This window comes from Streptococcus canis, assembly GCF_900636575.1.
GTDB classification, from domain to species: Bacteria; Bacillota; Bacilli; order Lactobacillales; family Streptococcaceae; genus Streptococcus; species Streptococcus canis.
In genome coordinates this window covers 899,775-920,855 of the sequence record NZ_LR134293.1, presented here as the reverse complement: position 1 = coordinate 920,855, position 21,081 = coordinate 899,775, and the positions used below count along the sequence as shown (strand labels likewise).

Here is a 21,081-nt window from a genome sequence, read left to right as displayed (position 1 = left end):
ACCTCCTTTTTCTTAATTATAACATATTTGTCAAGTACTATATTTTGTTAGCTAACTTTTTAGCTAACACTACATATTGATTTTGATAACAAAAACAGCCCCCGCAAAAGCGAGGGCGTTTGTCTTATCTAATTTAATTTACCCCAAAGGCTGATGATATTACCATCTTTATCAGTTATCCCAATAGCCATGTAGCTTCGTTTGCCTGAGCCGCCAACATAGCTAATCCAGTAGTAGCCATTAGCGTAGCCCTTGCTATCAAAGTTAACGGTGTCACCTTGCTTATAGCTGCCTACTACTTCGCTTGCCAGACTTGGCCAGCGTCTGATATTGATTTCTGCAACATCTAGCGTAAAGGTACCTGTTTTTGGTGTCTCCACGATAGTGTCAGAGGTTTGCGGTGCTGTATCTACTGTCTGGTTAGTATGGCCAACAGGTAACCTAATCCACCCGACAACGCCAGTAAAATCACGAGTGTTAAAGCGAGCGGGGCCACCTACTTGTAAACTGTCCCAGTTGCCGTCAATGTTTTGCTCAACAGTTTTAATGGTATAGCCATCACTGTCCTCAATAACAGCTCCTGTGTGTCCATAAGGACTGCCAGCTACCTCCATGACAAATAAGTCACTAGCTTTTGGATTAACTCCAGGTGCGTTATAGATAACCTCTAGCCCTTGCGCAGATGCGCTATTTAACAGGTCAATCGCATTACCCCATAAATCAATGCCGAACCAGTTTTTGACGATAAAACATGGCAAGTCACAGCACTGCGTCCCATAAGCACCGTCTTTGTCAACACCCATGCCTGAATTGGCTAGGTCGACACAGTATTGTACAATCTCATTTGCGGTTGTCATCGTTACCTCCTTATTAGTTTTTAAGGCTTCCTTATCCCATTTTTGCAAGTTGTTTTCCTCAATCAACTTTATCAACAGATCTGCATAGCCGCAAGCTGTGGCGTAACCTGCATTTTTTATAGCATGACAGGCCTTTTTGTAGTCGGTCTCGCCGACAACAGCCTTGTAACGTGGATTATCGTTTAAAAACTTACCGTGATCAATAATGCTATCAGTCCAACTGTCATAAGCCCTAAAACGGTCTACAATGTCAGTAACAACGCCTGGTTGATACTCCTCTTGGGTTTTAGTATTAAATGACTTACCTGCCCAAGAGTTATCAGCCTTAATCCCAAACAAAGCGTTATGCGGGGCATGTTTGCCCCACCCGCTCTCTAAGATTGCTTGTGCTGCGGTTAACGATGGCAAGATTTTGTACTTAGTCCAGCCATCTAAGCAGCCTTGTTTGATTTTATCTAAAAAGGTCATCTGTCACTGATCTTTCCAGTTATCATTCATGCGTTTAACAGCTGCTTCGATAAAAACTTCCATTTGTTTCTCGGACAAATAGACGTTATGTTTAGACAACTCATCACGAACCGCAACCTTAGCTTCTGTTAGTTTTTCGATACCTTTGATGTCCTTGTCATAAGCAATTTGTTCAACGGCTTCAACAGCATTACGAGCGACAATTTCAGCGATTTTAACCGCTTTTTCGCCACCTTTTTTTAGTAGATAGTCTTTAACAAGCTTAACCACAATACCTGCCAAAATAGTCAAAATTGATAGTGATGATCCTGTAATAATATTAGTAATTTCTTGCATTTTATTTCTCCTTTGTCTCTAAAACAGTTAGTCGGATGTCGTGAGCATCTAGTCTTCCTTCATGCACTTCAATGTCCTTACGCATCTCCGCTCTCTCTTTTGTGGCAGTGTTGAGATTATAATTTAGATCTTTGATGGCATCAGTCAGAGGATTTACCGTGTCCGTCAGCAACTTATTATTTTCCACCTGCAATCTTTCTGCTAGTCTGCTATCTGGCTCAATAACAAGCTTTTTGTAAATCCAAATCATAGCACCACCAATGAGGGCAAGGGCACTTACTGCCCCCGCTAACTCTTTGATTTGTATTAAGATTTCGTGCATCTAACCACCTCTAATCCTGCTTAACCAAATCTGCATATTTGATAACTGTGACTTTTTCCTCTTCCTCTAGCTCTTCCAGCGTTTGTTTGTCATACTCAAATGGCTCGTTAACGTGCACAAAGACAAGATTACCTTCACCTGCCTGCTCCTCATGCAACTCGTCTACAACTGTAAAGACATCATAAGCTTTGTACTCACCTTTTTTGACAGGCTCAATAAGCTCAAGCATGCCTTTGTAAATATCAGGCTCTACTTTATCGCTAGTAGTCAATACGTGGATAGTTTGCAAGTTAATCATCCGCTGTGTACGCTCTGCGGACACTTTAGCTAGTCCAGCGGCTGTTTGAGCAGTCTTGGCAGTCTTGGCAGTTTCCTGTGACAGTTTTTCCAAATCATCAACCTTTTGGACGGCTTCGCCCATAGCGATTTCGACATATTCGGATTTTTTAAACTCTTCCAAGGCAGCTTTGATGATCTCTGTGTCATTAGTTGAGGTTAAGTCCTGCTTGATTGGTTGAGAGATGACTGAGCCATCCTCTGCTGTAATAATAACGTGAGTGCTTGCGACTGCTCCTGTGCCGTCAAATTGTGGGTATTTTCCTGTTACTTTCCAATTGCGTGCCATAGTTATTCTCCTTTACTTTCTTCAAATTGTTCTAAAACGTTGTCAATTAAGACAATTTCTTCTGATGTAAACTCATCTTCCGATTCTGCCAAGTATTCCAAAAAATCGATAAATCGCTTAGAATATTCACCACCTTTGATGATGATAGGCTCACTTGCCAACTCGTCTAAAAAGTCGTTAAGCTCAGCTAGTTTTGACGTGTCATCGATTTTTGGATTGCCTTTGTCATCTGTAATCCACTTGCCATCATCATTTTTAGAGACATACTGGTCAATAATATCAACCTGATCTTTAGCATACTCGCTTAGCTTAGCCTCTACTTTTGCAAGTAGCTTGGCACGTCCACGATTGGCACGCATGTTGGTTACTTTGATTTTATCAAGCACATTATGTAGCGTGTTTAAATCTTTGTTTTTAATAGTTAATTGCATGTTTTTTACCATCCTCCTATGAGATTTCTGATTGTGTTTGCCTGTGGTCTTCCCATATCTCGCAAGGCCCGACCGCATTCGACAACTGCCTCGAATAGATTATTCATATCCAAAAGGCCTGGCATTTTATCTGGCCTGAATTTAAAGCCACGGTTAATACTAAAGTCGTCTACTAGCAATATGTTATCACCGTAAACCTCAGCCTGGTCAACGTTTGCCGTGTGATTATAGCTATTTGCTTGCCTAAAAAATCTTGCTCCACAAAAGCGACCAGATGATGCGCTATTAATACCATCACCTGATGAAGTGATTCCGATTGACGCATACAATGCTGAGCCTGTAAAGTTTTTTGGTGTAGCATTACTAAAATGCACAAAAGCAGTGTGAGTGCCATCCTTCCGCACTAAAGCGTTATTACTACTATTAAAGTTAATAGTTGCATCTCTATTAAAGGTCATATTGGCATTATTTAGGTCCCACTGACTTGCCCCATTTGTAGCAGCTAATACACCACCGGTAACTTTACTTGCCGATAACGTAACAGATTGAACTGATGTTGCAAAGATATCCTTGGCAAACAATGTCCTAAAGTATCCCTCGTTAGCAGTGAGTTTATTAAAAAAGGCATAGTCCATCTTAATTTTCTCACCAGTGATAGCTTCTGCCGCAATCCTATTACCACTGAGATAGCCGGTATTAATCTTGCCAGCGTCCATGTTAGCAATATGAGCATCTTTAATGACGGCATTGCTGATGTAGCTGTTGCCATCAAGAGTGATATTTTTTCCAGTGATTTTAACCCCAGACCTATCAAGATTGATTGCCGAGATAATCTCACTGCCAGTCATCTTGCTTGCCGGGAGTTTATCCCTGATTGCTAAAGCTATCTTGTCGTAACTCTGAGCAATAGTTGTCTCAACATCACCTTTTGATACCTTGGTGCTGATTAGGTCACTTAACTGGGTGAGTCGTGACTTAAGTCCATTGCGAGGGTCGCTAACAGTTGACTGCAGACCAGTAACTGTCTGGGTTAAGCTACTGTAATTATCCTCTGCGGACTGCAATCGCCGCTGATAGCTAGCTAAGTCCTGTTGCACACGACTGACAGCTCCTGTCCTGTCTTTAATCTCTTGTGAGATTTGGCTAGCTGTGGATTGCTGCACGGCTCTTAATCCGCTGATTTGCGACTCGAGCTCTGTCCGCATGCCTTGATTACTACGAGTAAACTCAGCACGTAAGCCGTCTAATTTACTCTCGTAGGCCTCGGTCGTGCCTGATGAGGTAGTGGTAATCTTAGCAGATAGCTTGCGCAGCTCGTCATCATACTTTTGTGATAGCCCTTGGGCTGCCAGCTTAATCTCAGCTTGCAAACCGATTTTATCATTGGCTAGTTGAGCTTTTAAGCCGTTAATACCTGCCTGATAGCTTGACGATAGCTGTCTATCAGCGTCTTGATACTCACGTCTGATGCCTGATACTGTCTCATTAATAAGTGCAAGTTTTTGGTCAGTCTCATCGTTAATACGTGTAGCGATACCATCAGCTTTTTCAATAATTTCCGTTGTGATGTTATCACGATGATACTCGCGTAACATACCGTTTGTCGTCAGCTTGATTTTTGACCAAAGGTTAGAGTTTTTGGTGTCTGTCAGCTCTAAATTAATAGACTGTAGGCCACTAAGCATCTCCTCAAGGCTTTTAAAGACACCCGTTGACTCACCACTGCCCTCAACTACCACAGGCGCAACATAGCTAGTGGCTTTATCCCCTCGCTCAATCATCACCTGATTAAAGTGCGCTGTCCCTAGACAGTTGCTGGCTAATCTGACTTTTTGGTTATCGTCATCTGCGGTAAATGTGTAATGCACACGTCCATCTTGACCGATGACAAGGTTTGACTCGTCTAGTGTTATTGTTGGGTCTCTGCTCAATTGTTACCTCCTAATTTTTACCATAAACCGTGACTAGATTTTGACCAAATCCGCTGATGAGCAATTGGTTGTTACTGTGGTCGTATCGGGCAATTAAAGTATTACCATTAATTGACTCGTACAAACCTATCAATTCGTTGGCATTTTTAATCATTTCCTCTGCTCCAGATCTAAACTTATAGGTCTTGTAAGCGAGTAATTTGACATCGTCTAAAGATAAGGTCCCTTGCCATAATTGTGACCAGCCCTTATTATTTGCATTTTGAGCTTGCCTTTGCCAAATCGTTCGGTTATTGCAGATAACGCGACCAATTGCTTTACCGTCAATCGTAATCGACTGATATAAACTGTCGTTTTTTGGGGCTGGCGGCGAAGATGTTGCTACAGACTGATAGTTATACTTATTAGCTTTATACACATCAGCTTGTGTACTGGATATAATTTTATAGATATCAACATCTCTGCCTACATCAAAATTATATCGATCAGAGATTGTAATATAAAATTGCCCAAGAGATAAGCTAGATTTTGGGAGCAAGCTGTAGCCTATGGTTCGACCATCGAGTTTATAAAAAGCAGTATCTTTAATCTCTTGTATTGCCATCGCTAAGCCCTCTCAAAAACAATCATGCCACTTGTGTCTCTTGGTACTTGACCGTTATCGACCACACGAACAGACAGATACTGTCCTGTCACCTCGTCTTTGATTTTGCCGATATTATTAAGCTGATGCTGTAGCTCGCCTTGTCTGACGTAGCTAGACAAATATCCCTCAATCTCGTGTTTAGCAAGATAAAGACTGTCAGCTGTTGATTGCTCTAAGTACTCGCTATGACTATGTTGAGCATTGGCTTTATGACTTAAAGCACTCTGTAAGCCGTTGACATCGTTAATCTCGTGCTTATGTTGTTTAGTAGCATAGATTTTATCTGCGTCTTTTTGAGTCAAAAACGTTGTGCCTTCTGGCTTATCCTTAGATAGCTCTCGACTGATTGACGTGATGCTTGACCTCGACGATGACACAACAGACACGATAAGGTAGTTTTTGGCTCTCTCGCTCGTATTGGTTATTTCGAGCGCCACAATATCACCAGCCAGCAACTTGCTTGCATCCTCATTGACTGACCAAGTGGCTCGATAGCTGTCACTATAGTACTTGAGGTAGCCACTGTCGTACTGGTAGCTAGTGGTAAAAACAGGTATAGCTTGACCAACCGATATCTTTTTAAGCTCGTCTTTTGTTGCGTAAGCTGTTAAATCTGGCTTACGGACAACATCTGCAATATCACCGGTTTTAACTAAGTCTCTTGGCAACTCAACCTTGTCTGATTTTTTTAGATAGGTCTTGTCCGCTTCGGTTTTTTGTAGGTAATCAGTTAGCTGTTTGCTTACGTCAATCTCTTTAAGTTCTGCTTTTGTAGCATAAACTGACAAGTCAATGTTTTTAGCATCACCAGTGTCACCTTTTTCACCTTTTGGGATGACTACTTTAGTTTCATCACTAAACGTAAGCTGTACGCCCTCAGAGACACGCTGTTGGTCTGTGATAGTGATACTATCACCTTTATCCCCTTTAACATTACCAAGGTCTTTTTCTTGCTCTTCCTCGATTTTTAGCCTTAAGTGACCTGACTCATCAACTCTGGCGCTCTCTACACTCTTACCTCTATCCCCTTTTTGGCCATTGGGGATATTAAAGGTTTTTTGAGTGTCGTCTGATAGTTTGATAGTGAGCGTCTCACCATCTTTTGTGATGTCGGTAATACTTGTCCCTTTATCACCTTTTTGACCTTTGATGTTGCCGAGCTTAGTCTCTTTATCCCCAATCCATACAGATAAGTCTCCATTTTCGGATAGCTGTACTTTGGTGACCGATTCCCCTTGCGGACCTTCGTAGTAAGGCAGGTCGTTGTAGTTCAATTTGCCATCACCGACCTTCAATTTATGAGTGTCTAGCTCTACGACCATCTCCCCTGCATCAATGACAGGGTTAGTAGACTGCCATTCTGAGGCATCTTTGCGGTCAAAGACGATTTTTATTGGTATTGTTTCAACTGATGTCATCTGTCCCTCCTTCCATCTAAAATAATTTTTGGTTTATCAGACTGCTTACCGATAATAGTTGCACCTTTAGCATCTGCGACCTCTTTATAAGACATCTCAAGCGCTAATTCTTGCGCCTCTGACGCATTTAAATCTACTTGCTTAGATTTATACCAATCGCCAGTTAAAACAGCCGTGTAGCTTAAAGGATAGACCTCTATAGACTGTTTATCCTTAGTGACCTCGAACGTCTGCGCATCCATTTTGGCTTTGGTTGGTTTCAGCGTTAATTTAATGCCTTTATTATTAGTCTGAGTAAGCGTGATAGCCACTTTTTTGAGTAGTTCGCACGTTTGACTAAAGCTAATCGTGTAAGTCTCGCCACGTTTAAAGCCACCGTCATTGGCTTCAACCTCGATAAAATCCTCATCATATTTTTTTACACGGTTAGGATCGCCAACCAATAAATTTTTGTTGTAGCGTGTCTTACCGTCTGTCCCGATAATCTCAGCATTTAGCCGTGCAGTCTCGGTCGTCTCGCTGACCTTGTTTTTTAAGTCATCAAAGCTTTGTTTAATCGACGGGATGTCATCGACCTTGATAGCATCTGTGATTTTTTTGATGGCTTCCTCTGGGAGTGATAAGTTTCGCAAAGTTTCTTCAAATTCTTTTTGCTTGATTTCTGCATCGTTTAAAAACTCTTTTAGTCGCTCATCAACTTCCTTGGCTATCTTCTCAGCTTCCAGCACCTTAGCATTAACCTCGGCAACTTTGACCTCGGCATTAGCTTCAGCTTTTTTGATGCTGTCTTCAATTTCTTGGCGGATTTGAGTCTCTTTTGAATCAAAGACACGATTAGCATTGTCAATTTGCTTTTGTAATTTTGCTTCAAAGACTGCATCATGTTGAGCAGTTGCTTCAGCCACCTTATTATCAATTTGATTGCTAATTTGTTTTGCTAAATTAGTTTTAATCTCTCCGAAGCTGATAGATTTTAGCCTGTCAGCCATCGGGGCAAATTTATATCCAGTAATTTGCATCCGCAAGTCTCGGTCATAGACCTCGTGGAAGACAATTGCTGTATCAAATAGCCTAACAGTGCCCTCGTAGTTATTAGTAACATCAATTTTTAAACTATTACCTGGTATATCGCAAAGAGTTTTTTCAAAGTATTTCTTACCATATGCAAGCAAGTCCTCTTCTGATTTGACATCTTGATCCTGCACCTTGATAGTCTTTTCAACAATTATCGGATGAGTGTCTTTGAGCTTGCTCTCAACAGTTACTCTAATCGTTTTCTTTTTGCTAACTTCATTGCGACCAACGTCCGCATCAGAAACTTCTCTAGGTTCCTCTTCCTGCTGCTCCTCAACTTCTGCTACAAGATGCAGTATCGAGATGAGACCTTTTATGGTATCTGTCTCCTCATAGGATTTGAGGTTTTTCTTGTACATAAACAAAGTCTCAGTATCTTTGCCGGCTTTTTTAAGCAAGTTAACTTGATACTTATCTCGTACAAGTTCACCACCCCACTGGCCCATGATTGAGTGCTTGCCATTAGCTAAAGCGTCCATAACAGATACGTCTGATTGATTAAATGTGTGACAGCCGTCAATATCACTAAAAAAGCTAAAAGGATGCTTACGCTTGATACTACCCGCCAGCTCTGACATAACTTTCATACCTTGCACTCTATCAACACTAATAGTGTCAATTGCATAGCCATTTAAGTCATCAGCGATCTGATTAGCATAAACGTTAATATAGCCATGCCGCTTAGTAATTTCAAAAATCCTAAAAAGCTGAGGACCATGCAGATCATCAGCTTCTAAGATTATTCCTTTTTTTATTAAAGGGCGATACTCGTGTTTAGCAGGATATTTAAAACTTAGTTTGTATTCACCATTGGCCTCCTGTGTAATCTCATCTTCAAAGGCTGCTACGAGAGGTGTATTATCATCTTTAATCGATATCAAACCTTATACCTCCACCTTGGACTAATTATTGTTCTGGTAATGCCTCCACTGACGGCAATACCTTGTGTGCCAGGTTGTATTTCAAAAAAACTTCCTCTTATTCGGATTGAGTTTTTCACATTACCTTCAGCATCATAGACGCATTGTTGGCCATGTTTGCACTCAATCGTTGCTTTACCTGACAAATTTAATTCCATGACCTGTTTGCCAATGGTTAGCGTTCCTTTACCAGTACCCTCAACAACTATCTTAGGTTCGCTGAAAACATTTCCTGTATTGTTAATGTTTCCGTTGCCTGCAATTACTACATCTGAGACACCTTTTGCGTATCTAAATGGATAAAGAGCAAGTTTGAGAGTCACGCGCCATGATGACATGGTTACCGCATTGATTTTGACAGATAAGCAATCATAGTAATAAATAGAGTTAGGTATGTGCCAAAATTCGATTTTTTTACTAAGGCCGTCTAAATGATTAACTAGATTAACTGCATCATCAAAAGTACTCAAATGCCACATCATGGTTGGTTTAGATTCATTATATGACTCCAATTCCCTACTAGTTACATTCATGCCATAAGCTTCATTTTCGACAAAACTAGGGGATAGAATATCCCCCACATCGTAGCTGGTCAAAACACAATTAGGGATTGAAGATGTGTCAAAATCATCAATAATAACTTTAGGTATCATACAATCCCCTCTCTAGCCATAATTTTGGCAAATTCTTCGTATAAAATAGCGCTGACTTTTTCTTTGTCTAGATAGACATCCGTATTTTTATCAAGGATATCTTGCAACAGAGCAAGGACCTTAACAAAGAATAATGACAAGTCACTTGTAGCAGAACCGACTGTAGTTTTAGTACTAATATTGCTTGATAGCAAGTCATCAGCTGTGACGCTTGGTTTAGCATCGATGTCGAGGGATAGACTTTTACCTGTCATGGTGCCTGCAAGATCATCAGCCATGCCAGAGACATTTGATTTAACCTCCTTGAATCCATCCATCAAGCTATTGTTAAACCCTTGCATGATTACTTTACCTGCGGGTTTTAGCAAAACCCTATCGTATGAGATAGGCCCTTTGTGCTTACGAATCCAGTCAGCAATACCGCCAACGAAGCCGGTGATTGCCCCCCACATCGATTTTAGTCCGTTTAGGAAACCTTGCATGATAGCACGTCCTGCACCAACTAAGTCAATGCTTGCTAAACTATAAAAAACATTTTTTAAACTGCCGATAACAGCTTTTATCGTGCCACTTACGCTAGATACAAGATTACCAAAGCTGCTAAATGCTGTTTTTATAGCGCTTATCGCACCGTTGATAACACCCTTAGCTATCACTACTGCATTTTGCATAGCTGACCACGCTGCCGAAAGTAATCCTTTTAAAATATTTCCAGCATTCCCTAGATTGCTAAATACCAATTTAATACCATCAATCGCCAAAGTTATCATATTTTTAGCTGTCGAAACTACTGTTTGGATGTTCCCCCAAGCACTGCTTAGCATGCTACTTAAACCTTGCCCAGATGCACCTAAGCTAGTAAATATACCGATGACATTACCTACCCACTGGGCAACGGTTTGTAATGCTGGGGCAATTGCATTAAATCCCTGAACAAGCCAATCAATGACAGGTGTTAAAAACTCAATAACAACTTTTAAAGCATCAAATGCAAAGCTAATACTACCAAGGATTCCTTGTAAGACTCCGCCGAGAAAAGCTCCTAAAATTTGAAAAGCTGGCATCAATGCGCCGCTTAATATTGTTACTAGAGGTTGGCAAGCATTCCAAAGATTAACAAAGCTATTTACAAGCTGACTAATCGCTGGACCTACAATAGACATGAATGTTTGAAATCCTGCTTGAATTGCTGGTAAGATTGCTGAAATTAAAGCCTCAAAACCACTAAAATCTAATCTAGCTAATCCGCTGACAATAGTGTCTATTACTGGTGCAATTGCACTGCCAACACTTGTAAAAAATGATGGCAACTGACTAAAAGCCGTTTTTAAACCGTTAAAAACATGTTGTAAATTTTGGCCAATCTGTGCGAATTTAGCAGTAATAGGACTTAAATCAATACTAATCCCGAGGCTACTCATTAGACCTTGGAATTGGCTTGCGATAATAGGAGCTGCAGCTCCAATAAAAGTACCAATTGCCGATGGTAATCCTTTAAAGATATTTGCCACCATCGGAATAAAGTTACCAAATAAGAAATTAGAAGTTGTCTCAGCTAGTCCTCGTAAAGCCGGTCTTATATCATCTCCCAGTGATAAACCTGCCAGTACATTTGTAAAAGAGGACTTCATAGCAGCTAATGAGCCTGAAAAGGTAGTTTTTGCTTCTTCCGCAGCTACTCCAGCGATACCCATGTTATCTTGTACCAAGTGTATAGCCTCAACCACATCAGCATAATTACTCAAATCAAACTTCTTGCCCATAGCGGCAGGTAACTTTTCAGCGTCTGATAAAAGACGCTTCATCTCTTCTTTTGTACCACCGTATCCCAATTTGAGGTTATCCAGCATGGTGTAGTTTTGCTTAGCAAATCCCTGGTAGGCCATTTGGATTGATGCGATATCAGTACCCATCTTAGCCGAGTTGTCGGCCATATCCATGATTGCCATGTTAGCAGCCTTGGCAGCCGCAACGGCATCACCTCCAAGGGATTGTTTAAGAGATGCACCCATAGATACCGCTTGTTCCGCATAGGTATTTGCTGATATACCAGCTTTGTAGGCCTCTTTAGCAAACCCTTTGACAGCAGTCTCAGCGCCCTTATACAAGGTATCAATACCACCAAAAGATTGCTGTAAGTCAGCACCAGCGGACAAGGCAGACGAAATCATCTTACCGATTCCAGCAGCTGCAATGGCACTACCAATCATTTTAACGAGATTACCACCAATGAGCGAACCAGCGCTCAAACCAGCCGACCTTGCTTCGGGATCAAGTTGCTTCGAGATTGCTCCACTTATTCCACGAGCGGATGGCATAATTTGCACATACGCTTGACCAAGTTCTGTTGCCATTAGCCATTACCTCCTAGTAATTGTTTACGTGCATTTGCAAAATCCTCGCCAGACGCAAAAGAAATGACATCATTAGCTTTTTGTGATTTAGATCCAGATATAGCTTCCACCATGGATTTAGGTTTGTTTTGACCAGATTGACCATCCTTAGTTTTAGACCAAAACAGCAAGTTAGTATTATCGTAAATACCAGCTAACAAAACAGTATCCAAAGCCTCTGTCTCTCCAGATAATGCCATTTTTATCCTAGAGTTGGACCTCAAACCGACAGCAAAAACAGCCACCTGATAAGCAGGTAGCTGTTTGTAATCATATATGCCGTAGGTTTCAGCTAAATCACAAGTTAACGCATCATCATCTTTTACTATCATCTGAGCGAGGATTGCTAGTTTTTTAAATCTTTTTGACTTTCAAAAATTTCTTTGATTTCTACTCCGATAGCTTCAATATCTACGATACCATCTGCATCTCGTACATGTTCTTTTAGAGACTTAGCAGCATCACCAAGTAACAAATTAACGATTTTAACTACTGCTGTTGGATCTGTTTCCTCTTCTGCAATAGCTTCAACAAGTTCAAAGTTTTTTAATCGTTTTTTAGGGATTTCGTATTCAAATCCCGATGTTGTTTTTCCTTTTAAAATTTCCATTTACTACCTCTTACATTTCAAAGTTCTCACCTTTTGAGCTTGGTTTCACAATATATTCGTGATGAGTGTCCCCATTTTCATCTGGGAAACATTTTAGGATTGTTTCGTATCCGACAACTTCCCCGTCGACATACTTAATTTCACCTACCTCATCAACTTTTGCATTTGGCAAGACAATTCGTTTAAGAATGCCACCATTCATAATCATGTCAACAACAATTGCATGGGCTTCTAACTCTTTTGAGTTTGACTTGATATGGATACCTTTATCTAAATCTCCAGTAACGTTAGAAGAACCATAAACTTCTTTGAGTACCTCCACATTTAGCGACTCAATCAGCTTATAAGTAAACTTATCTTCTTTTTCCGTCTGAACAGCTCCAACAATATCTCCGCCCCAAGCTTTAATATTTTCGGATGAACGTGTATCTTCATTGACCACACCATCCTCGGATACATAACCCAAATTCTTAAATTTAGTATCTAATTCTGATTTTGCATCCTCGGGCAATTTAGTACCAAGCGGTGCCGAATAAATCGCCCCACCGGTCTTGGGCTTTGCAGATGTTACATTTTTATTATCATTCTTATTCATCAATATCTCCTTTAATAATGATTAATATCAAATACAGCTTGATAGCGATAACGCTTAGTTGCTATATCTGTAAAATTGTAGTCAGCGTTAAGATGTACACCAGAAACTTGTGGCAAGACATCAAGCTGCTCAATTACTTGCTTTACTTTGTCATTAAGTAAAGCCGCCTCATACAACGATTCGGCATAACTTTGAAAAGCAAATGTGGAACTTAGCAAATGATTTTGCTTAGCCCCACTAGTCTTTTCTAAGATGATAAATCGTGCAGGTTCATCTTTTTGATGTTCAAAAAAAGACGGCACATCTAAGTGCTCGTCTAAATATTTTTTGATAATTACTTCAATCAATTAGCGCACCGCCTTTAACAGTGTGTTATTTTTTGAGTTATCTTTCTTGGCTTTTATGGTTTTAGCGCTGACCATGGCGTTGGCCCTATTTTTCCCGACATGGATATCTTGTGTATATCCATCACCACAACGTTCTCTGATGGCTGTGGCCTTAGCGGTTAATACCTGCTGCATTTCTGATGATTTCATCAATTCGGCAACACCAGCTCTATTAAGCTTAAACTTAAACTTACTCATAGCGTTCCACCATCACTTTCTTATTCCAGTCTAGTGGTATAAGCTCTTCAATTCCTTTAAGAGGTAAGCCAACTGTGCGCCATTTTTTACCAAAGAATCTAACCTCCTTGTTTTCCCAATCGTGTTCATCTCCTTTGGGTATAGCCAAGACATATTCAACTTTTTTTCCGGTCAATGATAACTGATTTGTGATATCTTCGGTCGTTGCCGGTGCAACAAGTACATTTTCCACCTCAATATCAAAATCAACTGTTACAGGATTTCCAAAAGGGTCTTTTCCGCTAATAGTCTTATCGACTAAAGTAACTGTTATCCCTTTTAATTTCGCCATAAAGCTCAATCCCTCCATATCTTTGTTTTTTTAGTCCGAGACGCTTCAACTCACTATCCTTAATAAAAAGACCACCTCCAGGGACTAGGTAGGTTCCAGACCATGTGTACCCGAGTGCTGATTGGCTCTCTTGGGCCATTGGTTCGCCTTGAGTAGATGTCATGAGTGTTCTAGCTACAATGTCAACCGTAACCGATTTAATAACATTAACAAAATAAGGTTTATCAACCATCGTTTTATCTAAGTCTTTGCCAACTTTGTCAGCTTCCATCCTCAACGTATCTGATACGACTTTCAAGAGCGCATTTGCACGTTTCAATTCATCAACAGATAAAGGACGCCATAATAAAATGACGTCATCTGTTGTTGCGAAATTTGCCATAACAACCCCTTTCCAAGAGGCTATTCGGCCTCATCTTTCTTCTTTGTAGTTTTTTTCTTTTTTTCAGGCTCAACAAGTTCCCAGTCTCCACCAAGAACACTATCTGTCACTAAGATAGCACCTGTTTTAGAATCTTTATAGATTGCCATACTAGTCCTCCTTCACGATAGCGAATGAATCCTTATCCAAAATTCCCCAACCAATGAATGCCTCGGCACGAAGGCATACTTCGTTATAGGCTTTAAGGTCGCGTCCTGCCCCATCTGGATCACCATACTCGATAACTTCCATAGGGATATTTTCAGCATAGCCCCATTTAAACATGTTCTCGAAGTCACCAACGATAGCATGATCCTTTTTAGCAGTTCCGCCCGCCTGGACCAAAGTTTTGTTAATATCTGATTTCATACCGTAGAATGAGTCAGGATTTTGTCCAAAACGGAATTCTGGGAAGATATGAGATTTATTTGCATCTTTGAGTTTGCCAAGAGCGCCTCCTGCTGTTGGCGAAAGAGCGAGTCCTGTTACATCTCCACCCTTTGCACGAACTGCTTGGACAGCGGCTTCAATATTATCATCAATGTTTTCGGCAACATAATCGACTAAATTACCGTCAACGACCCCATCAAATGAGTTTGTCGCACGGAATGATGCGTCTGTCAATGCCTTTGGCTCCAGTCCATGAATAGCTGCAATATCAAAAGCTTCAGCAATTTTTTTGGCAAATCCATCGGCGAATGCTTGAAGATAATTGATTTTCTTTTCATCGGAAGCATACATAAATTCATTAGTAATGCGAGCTTGATATACGAATTTCAAAGGCTTAATGACCTTAGAAGTCAAAGTAGCATCTCCTGCTTTCTTTTGATCTCCTTCGCCAACAATTTGAGCATTACCGTTTAAATTAAAGATGAACTGTTCTGTTCCATTGAACGGAATTGGAGTTTGAGTAGATAATTTAGCAAGCACAGAGTGACCTTGCACTTTTGAGATAAGTTCTGGAATAAGTGTTGCTGGAAAGAGTGTTCCTTGTTTAAGTGTCATTTTCTATTCTCCTTTTGTAGTTAAATTGTTTACGACTTGTTTTAGAGCAGCAGTTTTTTCATCAATTTCTGCTGGTTCGTTTGATTTTACAGGCGGAGTAGGTTGTTTAGGTGCCATATATGAAGCCAATCGCTCTGCATCAGCTTTGAAACCTTCCTCATCCTCACCTTGTAATCTATCCGCTAAATCAAGTGGAAGTCCGAATTCTGTCGCAATACGCTGTTTAGCTGTTTGCAACTTAGTTTGAGTAAGTTCCCCGTTAACTGATTCCAACTGAGTTGATAATTCAGTTTCACGGTCTTTAAGCTTCTCAATAATAGCTTGATAATTTGTTTCTTTTTCTTCTAGTTCTTCAACACGAGTTTTCAGTTGGTCGTAATCTTGATACTTCTCACGTTCTCGAGCAATGCGAGCTTTAACAATCGTGTCCAACTCTTCTTGTGTTTCAATAACTTTAAATTCTGACATATTAACGTCCTTTCTCCTGCTTTCCCGGCAGTTCGGTAGATTTTTTAGCAGTAAAAAACATCCTTTCGGATGTCGTTTTTAACAGCTGGTTCTTTGCTTTCTTTTTGGCTTCGTTGTGTAACAAATCCAGTGCGCAAGCAATGCACTGTCCATTAAGCTGATGTCTCTATCGTCATAAAGCGACTTATACCCGAAACCACCATTAGAGCCAATTTGTCTCTTTTCACAGTTTGTAACTACCGCTGTCAAAGATGGCTGATCACTATGACAAATGGTTTCCTGCATGATCCCCTGCTCCCACATCATGTTAGCTGTGATAATTTCAGCGACCTTAGGCAATTCTGGTTTCTTTAGACCTTGCTCTTTCATCTCCCGAGCAAGCAATTCTTGGCCACTAGCGCCATCAATGACAACCTTAGCAATATCAGCTGATTTCAGGAAGTTAATAATCCATTGAGTACCATTCCTAACTGATAAACAGTCAATAGTCTCAATAAATACCTTATTTTCTGATGTTCTTGCTGCGATTGATAGTGATACGTTGTTGCCATCTTGACCAAACTTGATACCGACAAAAAGCTTGCTTTTGAGTTCTGGCGCTTGCTCAACTTTGAGTTTTGCCCATTCTTTTTCGGATATAACTGATTTTTGGTTAAAGGATGGCCAATATCCTAAACGCTGGATATTGTGGTCGATTTCATCTTCGCCTAATTCAGCTTCGATTTTCCTCTCGTTGAGGTGGAATCCCATAGATGGATTAGCAATATACCAAGATGATACATCATTGATTTTAACCATCTCAGGAACTGACCATTCTGCCCATCCAGAGTACCGCTTATTGCCTTTCAAGCAATCTTTACGATAAGCTTCAAAGACTGTACCGGTCGAGACCATTGTTGGTGGTGTTCCACACATGATAGTCATAGGATTATCTGAGTCGGTAACAGTATATTTAAGTGCTGACTCCTGCTCAGATGTGTATTCTTGTGCCTCGTCAATGATAAGTAAGTCAAATCCCTCACCAAGCCCGCCGTTTGATGTCCTAGTCCGGAACTGGATAACAGCGCCGCTGGCTTTGAACTCAATACGTTCTTGGCCTTTTGCCTTGTTTGATATAAAGTCTTCTCCATCAACATAGCCTGACATTTCAAGGTACTTTTTTACTTTTTCAAATGAGGCGTGAGACGTACTGATTCTATGGGCAGTATGTAGGATTTTTAAACCTTTATGCAAAGCCCACAGCTCAACAATATAGACCACTTCCGTCTTACCATTACGCCGTGGGATAGCATATCCATACTTTTGATGCACCCATAAACCATCTTCATCGATGGCCATAATTGGGATAAGCATATTTTCTTGCCACGGATAGCAACTTAGCCCTGTTTTTCTGTAGTACTTAATAGCTTCATGCGCTAGAGATTTAGCAAAATGTAAATTTACCGATTGAGTAGGTCGCTGATTGCCAAGCTTTGTTTTCGTCTTAGTAACCATACTTATTCCTTTCAATCGTACTGCCTAGTTTTTAGCCATGCGACAGGGCACAATAAAAAGCTGTATTGCTACGACTTAGTTTGATTATTAAAGGGGTCGAATTCGACACGGTTAAACTTTATTTGCCCCACTTACGCTTATAATTTTTCTTAATGTAGTTAACGTCAGTTGCAATGTTTGTAATAGCTGCTTGATTATCTAAAGTAGCAGCTTTAACAGACGCAAACTCTTCATTGGTAGCTTGGGCGTTTTGTTGTATAATCGATCTCAGCTCTGCAATTTGTCTGTTTTGATTCTTAATTGCTTCTGCTTGCATAGCGTTTTCTGCAACAAGCATCACAACCGCTGTTTCTAGTTTACGTTTCTTTTTGATTCGTTTATTCATTGTTTTCTCCTATTTTTAAGCATAAGAAAAGCACCTAACTATGACAGCTAAGCGCTTATTAAATAATTTCAATTGATTTGATTTCTAGTTCCAAAACATTGCTCCAGCCAATGTCTGTTTTAATAGATAAAGAATCAAATTCTTCTTCAAAATCATCCTTATCATTAAACACAGCAACGCCTTCATAGATTTCTTCATCCGTTCGAACTCGGACACTCTTGTTGTGATATTTTTTTAAGTCCACTATGTTCTCCTTTCGTAGTAAGCCGGAACAAGATGAACTCCCGTCTTACCATAATGTATAGTCATTGCGTTAATTTTATTACCTGAAAAAGTATCTATTCCCAGAGAATCTTGTTCATCAAGGTCAATTTTTTCAAATTGAGTACGAATCCCTTTACGCTTTTCGATATATCCTGACATCTTATATTTGTTGTACAGCATATCGACATCCACATCATCAAAGAAATAACTCTTACCTTCTCCAGCGGTTGATTTGATGTGACGAGCTTGTTTTTCAGGATTTACCTTATCTAGCCACCTTCCATTTTTAAAGTTCCTTTGGATGTGTGCTTGGTCTTTTAATCGCTCATATCTTACACCATCATTATACTTCAAGTCTTGGAATTTAGCCAGTGAAACAGGGGCTTTTGTACCTAAAATAGATACTATTTCCTTATATTCTTTGATATCAGACTTACGGTTATTATCTCTGATGTCAATATTCATCTGTTTGCGTCGTTCAAGTACATCAGTAGTTTCTTTTGACCATTTTTTAGACCATGAATTCTGACGCTTACCATTTTTAGGGTGATAGTCAATAATACATTGACAGTGCTGGTGCCTACGATAAAAATTTGGCGGTTCTTCGTGGTAAATATACTTACCAGCGAGGCGATCGCACCAATCACAACACTTACCAGTTGATATGCGTTCAATGGTCGGCTTCATTCCAGCCTTAGCGTGAAAATCAGCATTGACTCTAATGCAATCATCAGCGATAGACTGACTAAAATTAACAATCGGCTCACCAAATAGCCACTTAACATCATCAAAGACAGGCTCGCTACCCAAACGATTTACTAACCCGTCAATTTTATCATGATTTAGCGGTGGACGCTGAACCTTTAAACTAATTTTAGCCTGCTCATTCAAAATCTGCTGAACATTTTCAGCATATCCAGAAATCAACTCGTAATTGCGGACTAGCGTTTCATCTAAGAGACGTTTAGCGATATTGTAATACATTTTACCGTCTGGTAATTTATCCGAGCTCACAGAGCCTGTCAGAGCCAAAGATAAAAGTTGTCCGACGTCAATAGCAAACTCATTGACTGTTTTGTAAGTCGCTTTTTTAGACTTCAATTCTGCAAAAGCCTTAGCAACTACCTCGCTTTTGCCAAAATGTTTTTCAAAATCCTGTTGAACCGATTTTAAAATCTTAGGTAAGACATCATCAACCATCAGTTGTCGCCTCCGTTGCTTTTGAAGTTGGATTTTCAGACCCTTTGACACCAGTTAAATCACGAATAACATCCGCATCCATAAAGCCAGGAATGGCTTGATTAAGCTTAATAGCACCATCACCAATCATGGTCAGCATATTTGCATCAGCTTCAAAAAGAGGTTCCCATTTAATTTCAGTATCCATGAACTGATTGCGTAAATAAGGAAACTCATCCCTTAAACAAACAGCAATATACGCCACATTTAGAAATCCAGAAGAAAAAGAGCGTTGAGCTTTGCGCCCTGCTGCTCTTAAATTCTCATGCGCTGCTTTAATAGCTTCTACTGATGATGGATTATCTGAAGGGAAGCCGAGGTCATCAAGAGTGAGACCGGAACCACCAGCAAATAGCGAAGCATACATTTTTAAGTGTTCCATGAAAGGAGCCATGCTTGCTGTTGTGAATTGCCCAACTGTTGGCTTATCACCATCCTCGTCTTTTGAGATTTCGAGTAACGTTGACACCGTAGCACGCCACTTTTCCATCGGTTCAGCGTCTGGGTCCATGCCTAAAACATATTTTTGTGGGAATGAGTAAAACTCGGCCGTAACCTCTGCTCTCTCAAGCGTTCTCTTCGCTGCCTTTTGATGGTACATCCCAGCCTTAGTAATGCGACTGCGGCCGAATGGTCTTACGGCATCTGGTCTGTGAATGATAGGAACTAACAACGGATGACCTGTTGGGTTGTCAATGCTGTATGCTTTCCCATCTTTAGGATAATACCAGGTGTTTTTGTCAGTAAAATAGGCTTCTAATGTAGGATTTCCGTTTGAGTCAGACTCTAACACTGCATAACCCTCTGTTAGTAAAAATGTAGTTGGGTCAAGTATTCCTGTTGCTTTACTGGCTTCTATCACTTGCATTTTGGGAAGGCCATCTTCCGTCCCTGGCATGATGTACACAAAGCAACAAGATGCAATTAGCGCTGATTGGATAGCAGTATCAAAAAAGATATCAGGGTTATTCGCTTTAAAAATTTCCCAAGCATTAAAATCATCGTTAGCAAATTCCCTGAAAATAATCCGGTCTGCCAGACTATCAACTCCTTTAGCTGTCCATTCAATCACAGACCTGTACATATCACGCACATTGTCAGGCATGACAATACTTCGTGTGTTGTCTCTGTCGTCCATTGCATAATATCGATACCTTTTATCGACTCCGGTTTTAAAAAGAGCTAACTTCCTACGAAGATAGCCCATACCCATATAATTCATTTCTGCTCCTTCATTTTTTGCATGACTAAATCTACAAAGTTTTCTTCATGTACATCTATTCCTTCAATAAGTGTTATTCCAGTAAAACCAAATTCAGCTTCATTGGCCAAAATCTCCTTTTTTAGTTTTTTATAGTGTTGCGCTAAATTACGTATTTTTTTAGGCTTTTCTGTCACATCTGTGTTAGGATTTAGAACTTTCTTTTTTTCTTTCCTCTGTTCAGCCCGTTTTTGCTTCATCAATTTACGTTGTTTCTCACGATTGCCTTTCTTACGGCATTCTTCAGAACAATATAAGGTTCTATTTGTTTTAGCTTGGAAGTTTTTTTTACAAATTAAGCATTTCTTTTTCAATGAAATTCAACCTCTAAAATTTTCTAAATCCTAACG

The 21,081-nt window shown here is 40.2% G+C and carries 27 protein-coding genes; all 27 read right to left on the bottom strand.

Going from position 1 to position 21,081, the window contains the following annotated elements:
* Window positions 1-128: 128 nt before the first annotated feature.
* Window positions 129-1,325: a glucosaminidase domain-containing protein gene (locus EL097_RS04845; RefSeq protein ID WP_129544979.1), complete on the bottom strand. Its 1,197-nt coding sequence runs from the start codon at window positions 1,323-1,325 to the stop codon at window positions 129-131.
* Window positions 1,326-1,328: 3 nt separating this feature from the next.
* Entirely contained in the window at window positions 1,329-1,661 is a 333-nt protein-coding gene (locus tag EL097_RS04840) for a phage holin (RefSeq protein ID WP_129544978.1), read from the bottom strand.
* Between the two features lies 1 nt (window position 1,662).
* A complete protein-coding gene (locus EL097_RS04835; protein WP_021733504.1) occupies window positions 1,663-1,983 on the bottom strand; it encodes a hypothetical protein in 321 nt (106 codons plus the stop codon).
* A 10-nt stretch (window positions 1,984-1,993) separates the two neighbouring features.
* On the bottom strand, window positions 1,994-2,608 hold the full coding sequence (locus EL097_RS04830; RefSeq protein ID WP_129544977.1) for a DUF1366 domain-containing protein: 615 nt from the start codon (window positions 2,606-2,608) through the stop codon (window positions 1,994-1,996).
* 2 nt (window positions 2,609-2,610) lie between these two features.
* Window positions 2,611-3,039, bottom strand: a complete 429-nt coding sequence (locus EL097_RS04825) for a DUF1617 family protein (RefSeq protein WP_129544976.1) — start codon at window positions 3,037-3,039, stop codon at window positions 2,611-2,613.
* A gap of 5 nt (window positions 3,040-3,044) precedes the next feature.
* The gene (locus EL097_RS04820) at window positions 3,045-4,970 is read right to left on the bottom strand and encodes a gp58-like family protein (RefSeq protein ID WP_129544975.1); all 1,926 of its coding nucleotides are present in this window, start codon (window positions 4,968-4,970) and stop codon (window positions 3,045-3,047) included.
* A gap of 10 nt (window positions 4,971-4,980) precedes the next feature.
* Window positions 4,981-5,574 carry a hypothetical protein gene (locus EL097_RS04815; protein WP_129544974.1) on the bottom strand — a complete coding sequence of 198 codons (594 nt, stop codon included), beginning with the start codon at window positions 5,572-5,574 and terminating at the stop codon, window positions 4,981-4,983.
* Window positions 5,575-5,576: 2 nt separating this feature from the next.
* Window positions 5,577-7,034, bottom strand: a complete 1,458-nt coding sequence (locus EL097_RS04810) for a hyaluronate lyase N-terminal domain-containing protein (RefSeq protein ID WP_129544973.1) — start codon at window positions 7,032-7,034, stop codon at window positions 5,577-5,579.
* Entirely contained in the window at window positions 7,031-8,989 is a 1,959-nt protein-coding gene (locus tag EL097_RS04805; protein ID WP_129544972.1) for a phage tail spike protein, read from the bottom strand. The genes EL097_RS04810 and EL097_RS04805 overlap by 4 nt, the downstream gene beginning before the upstream one ends.
* Entirely contained in the window at window positions 8,986-9,681 is a 696-nt protein-coding gene (locus tag EL097_RS04800) for a hypothetical protein (protein ID WP_129544971.1), read from the bottom strand. Before EL097_RS04800 ends, EL097_RS04805 begins: the two co-directional genes overlap by 4 nt.
* The gene (locus EL097_RS04795; RefSeq protein ID WP_129544970.1) at window positions 9,678-12,035 is read right to left on the bottom strand and encodes a phage tail protein; all 2,358 of its coding nucleotides are present in this window, start codon (window positions 12,033-12,035) and stop codon (window positions 9,678-9,680) included. Before EL097_RS04795 ends, EL097_RS04800 begins: the two co-directional genes overlap by 4 nt.
* Window positions 12,035-12,406, bottom strand: coding sequence for a DUF5361 domain-containing protein (locus EL097_RS04790; protein WP_129544969.1), 372 nt, complete (start codon window positions 12,404-12,406; stop codon window positions 12,035-12,037). The genes EL097_RS04795 and EL097_RS04790 overlap by 1 nt, the downstream gene beginning before the upstream one ends.
* 14 nt (window positions 12,407-12,420) lie before the next feature.
* A complete protein-coding gene (locus EL097_RS04785) occupies window positions 12,421-12,684 on the bottom strand; it encodes a hypothetical protein (protein WP_003051674.1) in 264 nt (87 codons plus the stop codon).
* Between the two features lie 10 nt (window positions 12,685-12,694).
* Window positions 12,695-13,279, bottom strand: a complete 585-nt coding sequence (locus EL097_RS04780; protein ID WP_129544968.1) for a phage tail tube protein — start codon at window positions 13,277-13,279, stop codon at window positions 12,695-12,697.
* Window positions 13,280-13,290: 11 nt separating this feature from the next.
* Window positions 13,291-13,626: a hypothetical protein gene (locus tag EL097_RS04775; RefSeq protein ID WP_129544967.1), complete on the bottom strand. Its 336-nt coding sequence runs from the start codon at window positions 13,624-13,626 to the stop codon at window positions 13,291-13,293.
* Entirely contained in the window at window positions 13,627-13,863 is a 237-nt protein-coding gene (locus EL097_RS04770; protein ID WP_129544966.1) for a hypothetical protein, read from the bottom strand.
* Window positions 13,856-14,194, bottom strand: a complete 339-nt coding sequence (locus EL097_RS04765; RefSeq protein ID WP_129544965.1) for a hypothetical protein — start codon at window positions 14,192-14,194, stop codon at window positions 13,856-13,858. The genes EL097_RS04770 and EL097_RS04765 overlap by 8 nt, the downstream gene beginning before the upstream one ends.
* Window positions 14,154-14,576, bottom strand: coding sequence for a phage Gp19/Gp15/Gp42 family protein (locus EL097_RS04760; protein WP_129544964.1), 423 nt, complete (start codon window positions 14,574-14,576; stop codon window positions 14,154-14,156). The genes EL097_RS04765 and EL097_RS04760 overlap by 41 nt, the downstream gene beginning before the upstream one ends.
* A 20-nt stretch (window positions 14,577-14,596) precedes the next feature.
* The gene (locus EL097_RS11045; RefSeq protein WP_269471206.1) at window positions 14,597-14,725 is read right to left on the bottom strand and encodes a hypothetical protein; all 129 of its coding nucleotides are present in this window, start codon (window positions 14,723-14,725) and stop codon (window positions 14,597-14,599) included.
* Between the two features lies 1 nt (window position 14,726).
* Window positions 14,727-15,620, bottom strand: coding sequence for a phage major capsid protein (locus EL097_RS04755; protein ID WP_129544963.1), 894 nt, complete (start codon window positions 15,618-15,620; stop codon window positions 14,727-14,729).
* A 3-nt stretch (window positions 15,621-15,623) separates the two neighbouring features.
* Window positions 15,624-16,088 carry a capsid assembly scaffolding protein Gp46 family protein gene (locus tag EL097_RS04750; protein WP_129544962.1) on the bottom strand — a complete coding sequence of 155 codons (465 nt, stop codon included), beginning with the start codon at window positions 16,086-16,088 and terminating at the stop codon, window positions 15,624-15,626.
* 78 nt (window positions 16,089-16,166) lie between these two features.
* Entirely contained in the window at window positions 16,167-17,582 is a 1,416-nt protein-coding gene (locus EL097_RS04745; protein ID WP_129544961.1) for a terminase, read from the bottom strand.
* A gap of 118 nt (window positions 17,583-17,700) precedes the next feature.
* Window positions 17,701-17,967 carry a hypothetical protein gene (locus EL097_RS04740; protein WP_129544960.1) on the bottom strand — a complete coding sequence of 89 codons (267 nt, stop codon included), beginning with the start codon at window positions 17,965-17,967 and terminating at the stop codon, window positions 17,701-17,703.
* Window positions 17,968-18,025: 58 nt separating this feature from the next.
* A complete protein-coding gene (locus tag EL097_RS04735) occupies window positions 18,026-18,211 on the bottom strand; it encodes a hypothetical protein (RefSeq protein WP_000364419.1) in 186 nt (61 codons plus the stop codon).
* Window positions 18,211-19,431 carry a polymorphic toxin type 50 domain-containing protein gene (locus EL097_RS04730; RefSeq protein ID WP_129544959.1) on the bottom strand — a complete coding sequence of 407 codons (1,221 nt, stop codon included), beginning with the start codon at window positions 19,429-19,431 and terminating at the stop codon, window positions 18,211-18,213. Before EL097_RS04730 ends, EL097_RS04735 begins: the two co-directional genes overlap by 1 nt.
* Window positions 19,424-20,692 (bottom strand): phage portal protein, encoded by a 1,269-nt coding sequence (locus EL097_RS04725; RefSeq protein WP_129544958.1) that lies wholly within the window; start codon window positions 20,690-20,692, stop codon window positions 19,424-19,426. Before EL097_RS04725 ends, EL097_RS04730 begins: the two co-directional genes overlap by 8 nt.
* The gene (locus EL097_RS04720; protein ID WP_129544957.1) at window positions 20,689-21,045 is read right to left on the bottom strand and encodes a hypothetical protein; all 357 of its coding nucleotides are present in this window, start codon (window positions 21,043-21,045) and stop codon (window positions 20,689-20,691) included. The genes EL097_RS04725 and EL097_RS04720 overlap by 4 nt, the downstream gene beginning before the upstream one ends.
* Between the last annotated feature and the right edge of the window lie 36 nt (window positions 21,046-21,081).

What these genes read in the sequence shown, in the direction of transcription:
- EL097_RS04845 (WP_129544979.1), bottom strand. Translation starts at nt 1,325, where the DNA reads ATGACCTTTTTAGATAAAATCAAACAAGGCTGCTTAGATGGCTGGACT.
- EL097_RS04840 (WP_129544978.1), bottom strand. Translation starts at nt 1,661, where the DNA reads ATGCAAGAAATTACTAATATTATTACAGGATCATCACTATCAATTTTG.
- EL097_RS04835 (WP_021733504.1), bottom strand. Translation starts at nt 1,983, where the DNA reads ATGCACGAAATCTTAATACAAATCAAAGAGTTAGCGGGGGCAGTAAGT.
- EL097_RS04830 (WP_129544977.1), bottom strand. Translation starts at nt 2,608, where the DNA reads ATGGCACGCAATTGGAAAGTAACAGGAAAATACCCACAATTTGACGGC.
- EL097_RS04825 (WP_129544976.1), bottom strand. Translation starts at nt 3,039, where the DNA reads ATGCAATTAACTATTAAAAACAAAGATTTAAACACGCTACATAATGTG.
- EL097_RS04815 (WP_129544974.1), bottom strand. Translation starts at nt 5,574, where the DNA reads ATGGCAATACAAGAGATTAAAGATACTGCTTTTTATAAACTCGATGGT.
- EL097_RS04810 (WP_129544973.1), bottom strand. Translation starts at nt 7,034, where the DNA reads ATGACATCAGTTGAAACAATACCAATAAAAATCGTCTTTGACCGCAAA.
- EL097_RS04800 (WP_129544971.1), bottom strand. Translation starts at nt 9,681, where the DNA reads ATGATACCTAAAGTTATTATTGATGATTTTGACACATCTTCAATCCCT.
- EL097_RS04795 (WP_129544970.1), bottom strand. Translation starts at nt 12,035, where the DNA reads ATGGCAACAGAACTTGGTCAAGCGTATGTGCAAATTATGCCATCCGCT.
- EL097_RS04790 (WP_129544969.1), bottom strand. Translation starts at nt 12,406, where the DNA reads ATGATAGTAAAAGATGATGATGCGTTAACTTGTGATTTAGCTGAAACC.
- EL097_RS04785 (WP_003051674.1), bottom strand. Translation starts at nt 12,684, where the DNA reads ATGGAAATTTTAAAAGGAAAAACAACATCGGGATTTGAATACGAAATC.
- EL097_RS04780 (WP_129544968.1), bottom strand. Translation starts at nt 13,279, where the DNA reads ATGAATAAGAATGATAATAAAAATGTAACATCTGCAAAGCCCAAGACC.
- EL097_RS04770 (WP_129544966.1), bottom strand. Translation starts at nt 13,863, where the DNA reads ATGAGTAAGTTTAAGTTTAAGCTTAATAGAGCTGGTGTTGCCGAATTG.
- EL097_RS04765 (WP_129544965.1), bottom strand. Translation starts at nt 14,194, where the DNA reads ATGGCGAAATTAAAAGGGATAACAGTTACTTTAGTCGATAAGACTATT.
- EL097_RS04760 (WP_129544964.1), bottom strand. Translation starts at nt 14,576, where the DNA reads ATGGCAAATTTCGCAACAACAGATGACGTCATTTTATTATGGCGTCCT.
- EL097_RS11045 (WP_269471206.1), bottom strand. Translation starts at nt 14,725, where the DNA reads ATGGCAATCTATAAAGATTCTAAAACAGGTGCTATCTTAGTGACAGAT.
- EL097_RS04755 (WP_129544963.1), bottom strand. Translation starts at nt 15,620, where the DNA reads ATGACACTTAAACAAGGAACACTCTTTCCAGCAACACTTATTCCAGAA.
- EL097_RS04750 (WP_129544962.1), bottom strand. Translation starts at nt 16,088, where the DNA reads ATGTCAGAATTTAAAGTTATTGAAACACAAGAAGAGTTGGACACGATT.
- EL097_RS04745 (WP_129544961.1), bottom strand. Translation starts at nt 17,582, where the DNA reads ATGGTTACTAAGACGAAAACAAAGCTTGGCAATCAGCGACCTACTCAA.
- EL097_RS04740 (WP_129544960.1), bottom strand. Translation starts at nt 17,967, where the DNA reads ATGAATAAACGAATCAAAAAGAAACGTAAACTAGAAACAGCGGTTGTG.
- EL097_RS04730 (WP_129544959.1), bottom strand. Translation starts at nt 19,431, where the DNA reads ATGGTTGATGATGTCTTACCTAAGATTTTAAAATCGGTTCAACAGGAT.
- EL097_RS04725 (WP_129544958.1), bottom strand. Translation starts at nt 20,692, where the DNA reads ATGAATTATATGGGTATGGGCTATCTTCGTAGGAAGTTAGCTCTTTTT.